Genomic DNA, 12,759 nt, shown 5'->3' with positions numbered 1-12,759 from the left:
TCCGTATTTGAATATAATATTATTTAGTATTAGGGTAATGTTGGCTTGTAATGGGGTATTTTATCATAGATGTTTGAAAGGTGAGTTTGTATGTTATATGATGACCCATTTCCACAAAAAGTGGGAATGGGTTGGACAAGCATCAATTATATATCTCGTCTCTTCATTGACTCTAGACTGTTTCTTGTCTCCTTATAGCTATAGATTTCTCTTGTTAGCCAAAGGTGACACAGGCTTGAGTATGATGTATCGTTTTATGTAAAAGAAACTCTTTTCTACTGATAGCGCCATCGTTATCGGCATCTATCTCTGTAAATGAATGGGCTTCTCCTGCATTCTTAAGCATTCGACCTTCTGCGGCCCTCTGTTCCATACGAATAGTACGGGCTTTTTCCAATTCACTTTGGGTGATCTTGCCATCATTGTTAAGATCAAATTCGGAAAACCTAGGTTGATCTATAGCCCATACACCCGAAGCGAACAGTGCTATGATTATTAGCTTTTTCATGGTTTTTTCCTATGAAATTGGATTTATTTTCTCTGTATCAGAAAATTATCCTACTCTATCACTTTAGTGTGTAAAGTATGTGTATTGAAGAGGATAATATGGTAAAAGATATTGAAGAAAATATTGTTTATATCTGCTATTCCCACCACTCTGTGGGAATAAACAGTATATATATCTATTAATATGTAGAAGTGTTAAGATTAGGGACAATTTCCTGACGGACAATTTCCTCTGTTTTTCATTCTCTGAGTTTGGTGTACATTGAATTCCTCCTGGCTGATGACTCCATCCTTATTAGTATCGATCTCTGCAAAGCTGGATGCATTTCTCATCATACTTTTTCTTTGTCCCATACCTGTGCTTGGACAATTTCCAGTACATTTTTTCATCTGTTCTGTTTGATGTATCTGGAACTCTTCTTTGTTTAATGCACCGTCGTTGTTTTTATCCATATCGGAAAATGCCGGAGCCTTTCCTGCATTTCTCAACATTTTACCCTCTTTGGCTTTCTGGCTCATACGTTTTGCACGTGCTTCTTCCAATTCGCTTTGGGTGATCTTGCCATCATTGTTAAGATCATATTCTTCAAACGTTGGCTGCATAATATGTTTACAACAGTTACGCTTACTCGTCATACCCATACCTTTCCCCATACCGTTTGTCCTCATATATTTTTGTCGTTCTTCAGGAGTCATACTCTGCATACGTTTTTGCATCTCTTGCTGGAAAGCAGGACGATCATCCACAGGTACACTTCCTCGCATGTTCATCATCTCTTCTGTACTCATATTGGAAAAATCTGCAGCCCACGCTACTGAAGCCAATAGTCCAATCATTATTATATTTTTCATTTATTTGTTCCTTTCATTCCTTGGGTTTGTTTTTTTCTATTAGAATGTGACAATATTGTACTCTATTTTATATGTATTATTTGTGAAATTGATGAGGGGTTTATGCGATTTTTTGTTATGATGTTGATTATTTTAGAAGGAATCTTCAGTGTCAAAGTATGATCTCATCGTAGTAGGTTCCGGGGCAGCAGGTATGATGGCTGCCATTACTGCTGCACGTGCAGGCAACTCTGTACTGCTTTTGGAAAAACTCTCCAAGATAGGCGCAAAACTCAAAGCCACAGGTGGTGGACGCTGCAACCTGACCAACACACTTTCAAATGAAGATTTTATGGCACGTTTTGGACGGGACGGACGTTTTATGACCCCCGCTCTGGAAGCTTTGGACCATAAAGCACTGATGACATTTTTTAAAGAGATTGGTGTGGAGAGCCATGCTCCCGATGGATATAGGGTTTTCCCTGTAACCCATAGCTCTTCTACGATCATACATGCAATGGAAAAGGAGATGCAACACCTTGGTGTAAAAGTATTGTGCTCACAAAAAGTTGAGACATTGGAGCATGATGGTGAGAAGGTTACCGGTGTTAAGACAGTTACAGATACATTCATAGGTGATAATATTGTGATCGCTACAGGCGGGTTGGGTTATCCTGTATTGGGAGCTGAGGGTGACGGTTACCCCATAGCAAAATCTGTAGGACATAAAGTAACCGAACTCTACCCTGCTATGATGCCACTTAAAACAAAAGAGACCTGGGTAGAAAACTGTAGGGCAGATACCATTGCAAAGGTCGCTATGCATGTTAATATGAAAAAATATAAAAGACTCTCTGCCAAAGGAGATCTCATCTTTACCAAAGGTGGTATACGCGGTCCGGTGGTCCTTGATTTCTCCAGAGAGATCACTCCTCTTTTGAGTAAATTTGATGAAGTGCCTATACTCGCAAACTTTACCAAAGGGATGAATGAAGAGCAGATCCGTGACCATTTCAAGCAGGAACTGCTCAAAGATCCTCACCGTAACACACTACAACTGCTTCAAACCCTCCTTCCTGAGTCTGTCAGTTTGGAACTCTGCAAACTTGCTGAAGTTGACCCTGCTCTGGCTTTGGGTAAGCAGGCGGGTTCGGCAAGAGATAGACTCATCAGACTTCTGGCATGGACGCCGCTTACCATAAATGGACATGATGGTTTTAAAATGGCTATGATCACCCGTGGGGGCATCCATCTCAAGGAGATTGATCCTTATACCATGCAAAGTAAGAAAATAAAGGGACTCTATTTCTGCGGGGAGATCATGAATCTTGATGGCCCCTGTGGCGGATATAATCTACAATGGTCATTTGCCAGTGGATATTTGGCAGGTATGTTAAGATCATAGAACATTAAAATGTCTCAATGTGTAAGCCTCTCCAAGAAGAAAATAGGAAACCTTATAAAATTATATATTTTATAAGGTTTTGAAAATAAGACTATTAGAAGAAGTCTTAAATTATCTCTAAATTCTGGTTTATATAGATTACAGTTTCTGCTTTGAACTGTAATGTCCACACTGAAATTTGCTAAATGGGCTTTACGTGGCAGTTTCCTGTTCGGTATCACAACACTATTCTTTCTCTTCCTCAACGCTCAAAGAAAGCGGCTTTGAGTGCTTCGCGCACCTCCGACAGCCGCCTTGCGAACCGATCGCGATCATGTTTGGATTCGATGCTGCGATCGGCCAGATCGGCAATATACTGCACCTGTTCGTCGAGTGCGCGTAAGTGACTCAGTCTAACCGTGCGACTGGCGATGGTACCGATGGCGCTGAGCATTCGCGCCATAATGGCGACGTTGCCTGTGGCACTAGCCCGAATCTGATCGAACGCCTCAGCCAACATACCCTCAAAGGTTGGAACGATGGCGATCAGGCGCAACGTTTCTCCCTCGTAACGGTTCGATGGCGGGAATTGCCGACAAGATAGCGAGGTCAGAATCGCTGTCAAATAATCCACACACATCACCGCCGTCGAGGTGTCATTAACACCGGGCGAAAGTGCCTTTAAGGCCATATCCACAATTTGCCTGATACCGAAAGCAGGATCTTGTTCAACCGTACGATGACGATTAATACTATAAGCCTCATTCAGGGTAGCAATCGTCTCCTGATCTGGTGGGTACGTCAGGGCGAGTGATACCAGTGCAGTATCTTGCACAACGAACGCTCCGATGCCGTGCTCCATCCGCACAATAGTTCTCCTGTCCTTCGCCAGGCTCAGGATAGCGTCATGATCTACGTTTTGTATATAGCCGCTCACCTTTGCCGGGACCGCGTACCAGGTTTTCTCATCCAGAGATGGAAGGAGTCGCTCGTTTTTTTCATCCTCGGCTTTATCGGCGGTGGTGTCCCGTTTTTCCGGGAAAAACCGACTAATGGATGCGTTGGTTTCATGCGCAACAGAGGCTATAATGCTGGAAGCCTGAATCGACGAGGCGATGTGATGAATGAAAAAAATGAGGACGGCAATGCCAGAAAACACCAGAACAAATGCGAAAAATACCGCTAGGCTAGGCACAAATGGCGCATCGCCAGTGCGTATAGCGTGCATCACAATCAAACAATAGACAAAAATTCCTGCAAAGGTCCCCAGCGTGACCTGTGTGACATGACTGCGCATGAAGTTCCGCAGAATGCGAGAGGTGTATTGGCTCGAAGCCAGCGCAAGTGCCAGCAGAGTCATGGAGAACGTGATGCCCATAACGGTCATCATCGAACCGGCAAGCGTTGATAACATATCGCGCGCGCCATCCGCCCCGACCCCAAATATCCGTGGCCACTGGGACAGCCATTGGTCACTCACGGAGTAGTCTATTTGAATCAACACTACCGCGTAAACAACGCTGCTTAGGACGATCAAAAAAGGTAAAAACCAGAAGCTCGATCGTAGATTAGCCCAAAACTGTATTAACTTATTCATGATAAGGTATGTGCCAACAACAAAACTGACAGCGCCAGTAATGTAGAATGTCATTATCTTCTCTGTATCTGAACCTGTCGTTATTTGTGAACCGACAAAACCAGATAATTGATACCCCCATAATGCAAGGCCAAGACCTATAGCCACTAGACCAATACCAATAATTTTCATTGTAGTTCCTGAAGCCATTGTTATGTTAAACCCCCATCGTTGAAAGAGACTAAATATTTTTATATCGTAGCTAACAGTTTAATTAACGAGACCCATTGTCTCATAATACATTCTTATACCTATAGTGTACCTAAAAATTTACTTGTTATTAAGATCACCATCTCTTATCTTTTGTGTTGAATATGTAAACATAAGCTACTCAAATATGACGTAATGTTCTATTCACAATAAAAAAGATTTGATTTAAAAATTTAAGTAGATCGTATTGTAGAGTAATTCTATTATGCGTTAGATCGGAGAACTTGGATTAGAATCTAGTTCTCCTGATTGTTAAAAGGGTGTTTATCTATTTTGTGTCTTCGTAATATCCAACACCCGCACCTATAGCTGTACCAACGGCTGCTGATTTAAGTACTGAACGTCCAGATACGGCACCAACTACTGCTCCAGTACCGGCTCCGATCAGAGCACCTTTTTGTGTTTTTGGGCCAGGCTGAGCACATCCCGACATCAATCCTACAACTGAAACAGCAACTAACATCTTTTTAAAGTTTATACTTTTCATCATTGTTCTCCTATTAGTTTAGATTAACTTATTATATCATTAATTTTTCTTCATTATCAAATCTTGAGTAAGTTATGTAGTCAGTCTTTAATTTCATTTTGGCTAACTATCAAATGAATGCCTGATCTACCTACTTATTCAAAAATACTCTATTTAGCTTCGTCTGTTTCCAAAAAGCAAGATCAATCCACCTAATACTATGGCACCAGCACCAGCCCAAACTGGAATCTGTACCGTCTGTTTTTCTTCTACCGTCATCTCGACTGGTCCTACCTTGATCGCATCTGTATCCTTAGTGTAGCTGAAACTGCTGTACGCTAAACCTAATGCACCGGCTATGATCAGTATGATCCCAAAAATTTTGATTGCATTCATTTTACTTCCTTTTTGATTTGATTCCCTGCCAGATACAAGTAACTAAAAAATAGAAACCAGGTGTTCTGTGCAGAGCTATTTTTGACTCTTTAGAGTATACGACGACCTTGAATAACACGAATCACAATCACCACAATTGCGATGACTAGAAGAATATGGATGAATCCGCCCATAGTATATGAGCTGACAAGCCCAAGAGCCCAAAGTATAATTAGAATAATTGCAATCGTTTCAAGCATTTTATTTTCCTTTTTTTATAGAATATTATGAAAGTGTGTATTGCCTGTGTAGTGAATTCTAGTGAGTAAACTAGATGAGTCGTAGTATAGGCGTAGCAAGACGAAATAATTTTGCTCAGACCGTTGGTTAGGGTTTTGTTTTTTATGGCTGTCTTCCTAGATCAGTTAACTTTGGTTCACATTTCTAGTATATGACCAATAATACCTTTAAAAAAAACACCAAAATCTTTCTCTGAGGGGGTTGACCTTATTTTTTAGAAGAGTTAATATAACTCCTGGTTGCCAATAATAGTTTAACAGCTGTTATCATTTTTCTTCTTGTGTCATTTTCTGGTAAGCACCCAAACCGATGACTAGCATCACAGCAGTTAATAGTAAAAAGGTTGGATACACCAATAAACTGATATCTTTTTTCGCTGCGGAAAAAACGAATACCAAAGCCTCAAGCGTGACGGCGATAATAATAATGATAAGAAATTTGACTAAGATCACTCTCTGTTTCTGAACCGTCTCTTCGCCATGGACTTTGAACACTTCCTCCTCCATCAAAAATCTCGACACATCAAAGATGGCTGTTCCAATCACAATGAAGCCGACTGCATCTAGAAGGGCTTTGGTAAGTAACATTTTCTCGTGCAGTGAAGCCCAAATATCATAGAGCGCATAAACAATCATCGTGAGGCTGATAATTCCAAGTGATAAACTGATAAGACCATACACGGTTCGACTAATTCTTTCAGTAATAAGTTTTGAGGTATTCATAATGACTCCTTGGTCTTGATTTGTATCTTAACTCATCATTATTTATTAACGGAATACAATGTCTGATTATAACGTAATATTTGCATTAGGAGTCAATTAAAAGTGCTCCCTAATTTATCAAATAAACCATCAAAAGGAAAATTACTCCTTCCATTGAAGAGTTAAAAATATGTAAATAAATATATTTCTAAAATGGTTAACTGATTCAAAACGTTATAATCTAACATATCTTATAACGTTTCTCGCTGTAGCGACGTTTGCAAGGTAAAATATTTTTCCCTCCAATAGAAAACCTTATAAAAAGTTCTAAAATGTGATGTTTTATAATGAAAATCATACAAAAAACCATATAGTGTAATTTCCAATAAAAGTGTATACTTCCATCATGAAACTTAGAGTAGGTACCTTTAACCTTTATCAATTTGTCGAGCCGCCTTTTGCATGCTATACACGCAAAGGCAAGTACAACCAAAGACAGTGGCTTGAAAAAACGTTGTGGATAAAAAAGCAAATACTTCGTATGGATTGTGACATCATAGGGTTTCAAGAGGTCTTCTCTAAAAAGGTCTTGGAGACACTTGTAAAAGAGTTGGGCTTTGAGTACTTTGCAACCGTCGATGATGCTAAGCTAAGTGAAACAACACCACATAAATACACAACTACCACCGTTGCCATAGCCTCCAAACACCCTATATCAAACATACAAGGTGTTAATCTACATGCTCCCAGTCTGGAAAAGCACCATTTTAAAGATGAGTTTGCATTTTCCAGAGTCCCCATAAAAGCAACGCTCTCACTGCCAAACGGGCAAGCGCTTTTGGTCTACGTATGCCATCTTAAATCAAACAGGCTAAACGCGTTTGAATATGTTTTTAAAAAAGAGGATACCTTGGCACAGAAAAAAGAGCGTGTCTTTAAACTATTGGAAGAGAAGCGATCTAGCGCCCTAAAGCAGAGATTGTGTGAGGCATCTTCACTGTTCTATGACATTCAAAGTTCACGACATACACCTGCCCTGCTCTTGTGTGACCTGAACGATAAGGAGTATTCCCTGACCATTGAAGCACTCACCAACCCGTCCTACCATGATGATACAAGTGAGGATACTCCTCTTTTATATGATGCAAGTTACCAATACAAAGAAAAGGTATATAACCCTCACCCGGAACAAAAAAAGCCAAAACGAACACCTACGAGTTACTTTAAAAACAAGGGGAATGTGCTTGATTATATTTTTATTTCAGAGCATTTTCACAAAGAGAACTCACAAAAGGTAGGAACAGTCACCGACTACCATGTTTTGGATGCGCACTTACAAACATATAAAGATGGCTCCCTCATCCAAAGTGACCATGCACAGGTGGTGTGTGAGTTGACTTTGGATGCCTAAATGTAGTTCCTAAGTCTATAGATGTTTGTTTAAAATATCGATATAGTGGTCGATATACTTCTGCTTTTCTTTACGTCTATACTGCATGACCCATCTTGGATGGGGCACTACTTCTATACTTTCAAAACATCGGTGCATTTTGTTAAACGCTTCAAGATACTTGAGGTTTTTGCCTGTGCCTACGCAGATGATCTTTGGCTTGGCTTGAGGAATGGAGATCTGTTGTAAAAGTGTTTGGGTAATGTAGGGCTCGAGGCTTGCGAGGGTCTCTTTATCATCATAGTAGTTATAGTTCTTCCCCTCTTTGAGCAGACCAAGAGGCATCGTGGTCGTAAAGAAAAAATCACCGTAAAACTTCTCTACACCGCCATAGGCTTCTATGACCTCGAACATAAAAGCTGCACTCAGTTCTATACGTTTATCAAAATCATTGGCTATATCGCATATCTGCTCTAAATGATAGGCATCACTGAACCCTACTCCCGTCACACCTGAACCTAGCCTGCCCGGGTTAATACCTATGAGATAGGTACGCGGATTTGTATCGTTGTAGTATTTGTTAAAAAAAGTCTCCATCATCTCTCTGGTTTGCGGGTTATCGAAAGGATAGATCACCTCTATCCCTTTGGGAAGAGAGGGTTCTTTTGACAAGGTAAAATAAAAATCTAGTATCTGTTGGGCAAACGTATACATATTTGAGCCTTACTTTTATAAAAATTATAGCTTTGAATACATAAAGAAACAACGCTTTTATTTTAAGATTCAACCATTATGCACTTCATTAGGACATTCTAGACTATTATGGTAAAATTCCGACCATAATTAAAGCAAGGAATTGATGTGTTTAACATTCAAAACTATTCGAAACAAAACATTAAAAATGACATTCTTTCGGGTGCATTGGTCGCTGTTGCCCTTGTACCTGAAGCGATAGCATTTTCATTTATTGCCGGTGTCTCTCCGGTGGTCGGGCTTTACGGGGCATTTATCATCGGGCTTATTACTGCACTTCTTGGGGGTAAGCCGGGAATGATCTCTGGTGCTACAGGTTCTGTGGCAGTGGTATTTGTAGGACTCGGTCTTTCTGTTAGATCTATGTACCCTGAGCTTGATACGGAAGCTTTTAGCATGATGGTACTGCATTACATCCTATTGACATCCATTATAGCTGGACTCATACAGATAGCGATCGGTGTATTGAAGATGGGTAAGTTCATTCGTCTTGTGCCGCAGCCTGCCCTCTTTGGTTTTGTGAATGGTCTTGCTATTGTTATAGCCATGGCACAGCTTCCTTTCCTTGCACCTCAAAATATGGAACAATATACCAACTGGATAGATATCGTCTTTGCAAGTTTTACAGAAAACTATGTAATGTATATGATTGTGGCTGTGACAATGCTAACAATGCATTTTTTACCTAAGTTCAGTAAAGCTGTCCCTGCAGGACTTGTAGCGATCGTTGTACTGACGCTGATCACGTATTTTATGCACATCGATACGAAAGTGGTTGGTAACCTTGCAGACCTTTCCAATGTTTCTCTGCCTTCGTTCGTAATGCCTCTCACTGAACTCTTTACATGGGAATCCATGGCTGTGATCTTGCCAACTGCACTGATTGTTGCACTGGTCGGACTTATAGAGTCTTTATTGACCCTCTCTGTACTCGATGAGATGGGTGGAGAGCGTGGTTCAGGAAACAAAGAGTGTATCGCTCTTGGTATCGGGAACTCTACTTCGGGACTCTTTGGGGGTATGGCAGGATGTGCGATGATAGGCCAATCGGTCATCAACTTTACCTCTGGTGGTCTGGGCCGTCTTTCTTCCTTTACTGCAGCTGTACTGCTTATCATTCTTGTGGTGAGTTTTTCGCATATCATTGCAGTTATCCCTATAGCAGTGCTTGTGGGTATCATGTTTATGGTAAGTATTGGTACTTTTGAGTTCTCTTCTATTAAACGTATCACGCATATGCCTCGTTCAGATGCATTTGTATTGATTGTAGTGACCATCATCACGGTACTTGAGGATCTTGCAGTAGCAGTGATCGCAGGTATTATTATCTCTGCACTGGTATTTGCATGGGAACATGCCAAGATCTTTGCACGTACTTCTACCGATGATAAGGGTAAAAAGATCTACACACTTGAGGGACCGCTATTCTTTGCTTCGGTGACTTCATTTAATGAACAGTTTGATATAGAAAATGATCCAGACACTGTTGTTATAGACTTCAAGGATGCCAGAGTTATGGATAGTTCCGGTGCAGAAGCCATAGATAGCATCACGGACAAATACAAACAAGCAGGAAAAAAACTTACACTTAGACACCTTTCCAAAGACTGTAAAAGTTTGTTAAAAACGGCTGGACCTTTCTGTACCTATGAAGAGGATGACCCGACCTATAAAGTCGCAGCCAATATATAAATGATCTTATGACATGCCAGCATCTTTCAAGAGATAGAAAATGCTGGCATCTTTTTTTGCGTTACACACTCTTTCCATACTCTCTATACTATTATATAGCATTATCAGTACTCTAGTATTTACTAAAGGAAAAGGATGTTTTATAAATACTGTACATTTGTATTAGTGATTAGCTCTCTCCTCTTGGCAGAAGAGATTGGACTGGAGTATGAAGGTATACCAGTAAAAACCATGGATGCAGCAGGTAAGAATGTATACACCGTTGTAAAACGTGAGATCCCGGAAGCGTGTAAAAAAATACCTATCAATAATATAATGCTATGGACAGGAAACTACGCCCATCCTAATGTACCTGAAGTATGCAAATCTACTTTCGTACATACTGTTGGTGGTCATATATACCCTATGTATCTAGATACAGATATCACTACCTATGGTGAACTGGAAGTGTTGGCTTTTGTCAAACAGATGCAGACAGATGATTCACTGATGCTTATAGACGTTTGTAAAAAAGAGTTCTATCATTATCGGACCATCCCCGGAGCAGTCAATATGCCTTTTAATCACTTTAAAGATCCAACAAACTATGTGTTTGAATTTGAACAGCATATGAAAGATCTAGGCGTTTCTGTGAATGATGAAAATGATAGTTTGGACTTTACTCATGCCAAAACGATCACTCTCTTTTGTAATGGACCCTGGTGCAGCCTATCTGTAACAGCAATTCTGGCTTTACTTGATATAGGGTATCCTCCTGAAAAGATTAAGTGGTACCGTGGAGGATTGCAGGAATGGTTGGCAGCAGGCATGACTTCTACAAGAAAATGATTTTACAAAGTGTAGCCTTAGACTTCATTACACACATTTTCTACACACACTATGTTATGGTCATTCAAAAAAGGATGTATCATGTTTTATAAAATGACAATCATCTCATTACTTTTAACTTCTTCCATAATGGCTGGAAATAATGGTTTTGAATATGAGGGAATACCTGTAAAAATGGTCGATATAAACGGTAAGATAAAAGAGTTTATTGTAAAACGTGATATTCCCGAAGAGTGCATAAAAGTGCCTATCACGAATAAGATGTTATGGACCGGAAACTATGCCAATGCAAAAGTACCTGAAGCATGTAAATCTACCTATGTGAGTACGAAAGGTAAGATCCTTCCTATGCAGTTGCATGAAGATATAGATACCTATGGAGAATTAGAAGTTTTGGCCTTTATGAAAGAGATGCAAGAAAATGATTCGATGATGCTAATAGATGGCCGTAAACAGGTATGGTATGATTATCGTACAATTCCGGGTGCTATCAATATGCCTTTTCATCATTTCAAAGAACGAAAAAGTTTCGAATTCGAATTTGAACATGAAATAAGGAGATTGGGTGTAAAGATAAATGAGGATGATACATTTGACTTTACAAAAGCAAAAACCATTACAATATTTTGTAATGGCCCATGGTGTAGCCAATCCGTCGCAATGATCATAGCCCTTCTTGACATAGGATATCCGCCTGAAAAGATCAAGTGGTACCGCGGGGGTATGCAAACATGGTTAGCTGCAGGTATGACCTCCACAAGGGATTAGAAAACTTTTCAGAGAATGATTCTCTAAGATATAATTATAAAATAAACTTAATTAATATTATAAACTATACATATAATATACACTCATTTCCTATACTTCATGTAAAACTCACAAATGAAAATCATAAATAAAAAAGGAAAAAATATGTTTAAAACCATTCTTTTATGTATTGTCTTGATCTCTTTTTCCAAAGGAGATGATAGCACCTTACAACTTAATCGTGTAGTTACTGAGCATATCAATAATAAAGGTGAGAGAAAACCTATTATAGTCAAGCGTGATATTGACCCTATATGTAAAAATATCCATATAAGTAATGAAGTGATTTGGCAGGGAAACTATGCTAATTCGAAAGTTCCTGAAGCATGTAAGTCTACTTTTGTTACCTGTGCCGGACAAACAATATTTCCAATGCAGTTACATAAAAAGATAGAAACCTATGGGGAAGTAGAAGTGATGGAGTTTATCAAACAAATGCAAGAGAGTGAGTCTATGCTTTTGATTGACACACGTGCTGGAAAGTGGTATACATATCGTACCATACCAGGCGCGATCAATATCTATTATAAATATATCATGAAGCCCCATATTTTTCAGGATGACTATGAAGCATCCATGGATATGCTCGGTGTTATTGGCAATAAAAAGCCTTTTGATTTTTACAAGGCCAAAACAATTTTACTATTTTGTAACGGGGCATGGTGTAGCCAATCTCCCAAAATGGTCAAATCCTTGCTGGCTCTGGGCTATCCTCCAGAAAAGATCAAATGGTACAGAGGCGGCATGGAGGACTGGCTGGGGTTAAGTATGAGCACTACCAACAAGTATAAAGCAAGACTTTAGTGCAGGGATTTAAAGAAAGAATATCCCTGCAATCAGAAATAAAAAGGGTAGAATCCCTAACAAAAAGATCTTTTT

At 39.7% G+C, this 12,759-nt stretch carries 14 protein-coding genes; 6 read left to right on the top strand and 8 right to left on the bottom strand.

What is annotated here, in order from left to right:
- Window positions 1-214 precede the first annotated feature (214 nt).
- Window positions 215-508: an EF-hand domain-containing protein gene (locus tag PF327_RS04545; RefSeq protein WP_008242684.1), complete on the bottom strand. Its 294-nt coding sequence runs from the start codon at window positions 506-508 to the stop codon at window positions 215-217.
- A 200-nt stretch (window positions 509-708) separates the two neighbouring features.
- On the bottom strand, window positions 709-1,359 hold the full coding sequence (locus PF327_RS04540; protein WP_008242686.1) for an EF-hand domain-containing protein: 651 nt from the start codon (window positions 1,357-1,359) through the stop codon (window positions 709-711).
- A 148-nt stretch (window positions 1,360-1,507) separates the two neighbouring features.
- Between PF327_RS04540 and PF327_RS04535 the strand changes: the two genes are divergently transcribed.
- Window positions 1,508-2,743 carry a BaiN/RdsA family NAD(P)/FAD-dependent oxidoreductase gene (locus PF327_RS04535; RefSeq protein WP_289401497.1) on the top strand — a complete coding sequence of 412 codons (1,236 nt, stop codon included), beginning with the start codon at window positions 1,508-1,510 and terminating at the stop codon, window positions 2,741-2,743.
- A 241-nt stretch (window positions 2,744-2,984) separates the two neighbouring features.
- On the opposite strand, the gene PF327_RS04530 is transcribed toward PF327_RS04535, so the two are convergent.
- From PF327_RS04530 to PF327_RS04510, 5 genes are all read right to left on the bottom strand, one after another.
- Window positions 2,985-4,490: a DUF2254 family protein gene (locus tag PF327_RS04530; protein ID WP_289401496.1), complete on the bottom strand. Its 1,506-nt coding sequence runs from the start codon at window positions 4,488-4,490 to the stop codon at window positions 2,985-2,987.
- Between the two features lie 346 nt (window positions 4,491-4,836).
- Window positions 4,837-5,058, bottom strand: a complete 222-nt coding sequence (locus PF327_RS04525) for a YMGG-like glycine zipper-containing protein (protein WP_037999891.1) — start codon at window positions 5,056-5,058, stop codon at window positions 4,837-4,839.
- A gap of 150 nt (window positions 5,059-5,208) precedes the next feature.
- Window positions 5,209-5,430, bottom strand: coding sequence for a hypothetical protein (locus PF327_RS04520; RefSeq protein WP_008242692.1), 222 nt, complete (start codon window positions 5,428-5,430; stop codon window positions 5,209-5,211).
- Between the two features lie 89 nt (window positions 5,431-5,519).
- Window positions 5,520-5,669, bottom strand: coding sequence for a lmo0937 family membrane protein (locus tag PF327_RS04515; protein ID WP_008242693.1), 150 nt, complete (start codon window positions 5,667-5,669; stop codon window positions 5,520-5,522).
- A 306-nt stretch (window positions 5,670-5,975) separates the two neighbouring features.
- The gene (locus tag PF327_RS04510; protein WP_008242694.1) at window positions 5,976-6,431 is read right to left on the bottom strand and encodes a hypothetical protein; all 456 of its coding nucleotides are present in this window, start codon (window positions 6,429-6,431) and stop codon (window positions 5,976-5,978) included.
- A gap of 385 nt (window positions 6,432-6,816) precedes the next feature.
- Between PF327_RS04510 and PF327_RS04505 the strand changes: the two genes are divergently transcribed.
- The gene (locus PF327_RS04505) at window positions 6,817-7,821 is read left to right on the top strand and encodes an endonuclease/exonuclease/phosphatase family protein (protein ID WP_008242695.1); all 1,005 of its coding nucleotides are present in this window, start codon (window positions 6,817-6,819) and stop codon (window positions 7,819-7,821) included.
- Between the two features lie 15 nt (window positions 7,822-7,836).
- On the opposite strand, the gene PF327_RS04500 is transcribed toward PF327_RS04505, so the two are convergent.
- Complete coding sequence (locus PF327_RS04500; protein ID WP_289401495.1) at window positions 7,837-8,514, bottom strand: uracil-DNA glycosylase family protein; 678 nt, start codon at window positions 8,512-8,514, stop codon at window positions 7,837-7,839.
- A gap of 147 nt (window positions 8,515-8,661) precedes the next feature.
- Here PF327_RS04500 and PF327_RS04495 point away from each other — a divergent pair, with 147 nt between their 5' ends.
- The 4 genes from PF327_RS04495 to PF327_RS04480 all read left to right on the top strand — a co-directional run bounded on the left by PF327_RS04495 (window position 8,662) and on the right by PF327_RS04480 (window position 12,684).
- Window positions 8,662-10,245 carry a SulP family inorganic anion transporter gene (locus PF327_RS04495; protein ID WP_008242697.1) on the top strand — a complete coding sequence of 528 codons (1,584 nt, stop codon included), beginning with the start codon at window positions 8,662-8,664 and terminating at the stop codon, window positions 10,243-10,245.
- Between the two features lie 135 nt (window positions 10,246-10,380).
- Window positions 10,381-11,073: a rhodanese-like domain-containing protein gene (locus tag PF327_RS04490; RefSeq protein ID WP_008242698.1), complete on the top strand. Its 693-nt coding sequence runs from the start codon at window positions 10,381-10,383 to the stop codon at window positions 11,071-11,073.
- An 81-nt stretch (window positions 11,074-11,154) separates the two neighbouring features.
- Window positions 11,155-11,841, top strand: coding sequence for a rhodanese-like domain-containing protein (locus PF327_RS04485; RefSeq protein WP_008242699.1), 687 nt, complete (start codon window positions 11,155-11,157; stop codon window positions 11,839-11,841).
- A gap of 144 nt (window positions 11,842-11,985) precedes the next feature.
- Window positions 11,986-12,684, top strand: coding sequence for a rhodanese-like domain-containing protein (locus tag PF327_RS04480; protein ID WP_289401494.1), 699 nt, complete (start codon window positions 11,986-11,988; stop codon window positions 12,682-12,684).
- Window positions 12,685-12,759: the final 75 nt, after the last annotated feature.

The organism is Sulfurovum xiamenensis (genome assembly GCF_030347995.1).
GTDB classification, from domain to species: domain Bacteria; phylum Campylobacterota; class Campylobacteria; order Campylobacterales; family Sulfurovaceae; genus Sulfurovum; species Sulfurovum xiamenensis.
This window is presented reverse-complemented; position numbering and strand designations above follow the sequence as displayed.

Excerpts from the sequence above, each read along its gene's own strand:
- PF327_RS04545 (WP_008242684.1), bottom strand. The coding sequence starts at position 508 with ATGAAAAAGCTAATAATCATAGCACTGTTCGCTTCGGGTGTATGGGCT.
- PF327_RS04540 (WP_008242686.1), bottom strand. The coding sequence starts at position 1,359 with ATGAAAAATATAATAATGATTGGACTATTGGCTTCAGTAGCGTGGGCT.
- PF327_RS04530 (WP_289401496.1), bottom strand. The coding sequence starts at position 4,490 with ATGAAAATTATTGGTATTGGTCTAGTGGCTATAGGTCTTGGCCTTGCA.
- PF327_RS04525 (WP_037999891.1), bottom strand. The coding sequence starts at position 5,058 with ATGATGAAAAGTATAAACTTTAAAAAGATGTTAGTTGCTGTTTCAGTT.
- PF327_RS04520 (WP_008242692.1), bottom strand. The coding sequence starts at position 5,430 with ATGAATGCAATCAAAATTTTTGGGATCATACTGATCATAGCCGGTGCA.
- PF327_RS04515 (WP_008242693.1), bottom strand. The coding sequence starts at position 5,669 with ATGCTTGAAACGATTGCAATTATTCTAATTATACTTTGGGCTCTTGGG.
- PF327_RS04510 (WP_008242694.1), bottom strand. The coding sequence starts at position 6,431 with ATGAATACCTCAAAACTTATTACTGAAAGAATTAGTCGAACCGTGTAT.
- PF327_RS04505 (WP_008242695.1), top strand. The coding sequence starts at position 6,817 with ATGAAACTTAGAGTAGGTACCTTTAACCTTTATCAATTTGTCGAGCCG.
- PF327_RS04500 (WP_289401495.1), bottom strand. The coding sequence starts at position 8,514 with ATGTATACGTTTGCCCAACAGATACTAGATTTTTATTTTACCTTGTCA.
- PF327_RS04490 (WP_008242698.1), top strand. The coding sequence starts at position 10,381 with ATGTTTTATAAATACTGTACATTTGTATTAGTGATTAGCTCTCTCCTC.
- PF327_RS04485 (WP_008242699.1), top strand. The coding sequence starts at position 11,155 with ATGTTTTATAAAATGACAATCATCTCATTACTTTTAACTTCTTCCATA.
- PF327_RS04480 (WP_289401494.1), top strand. The coding sequence starts at position 11,986 with ATGTTTAAAACCATTCTTTTATGTATTGTCTTGATCTCTTTTTCCAAA.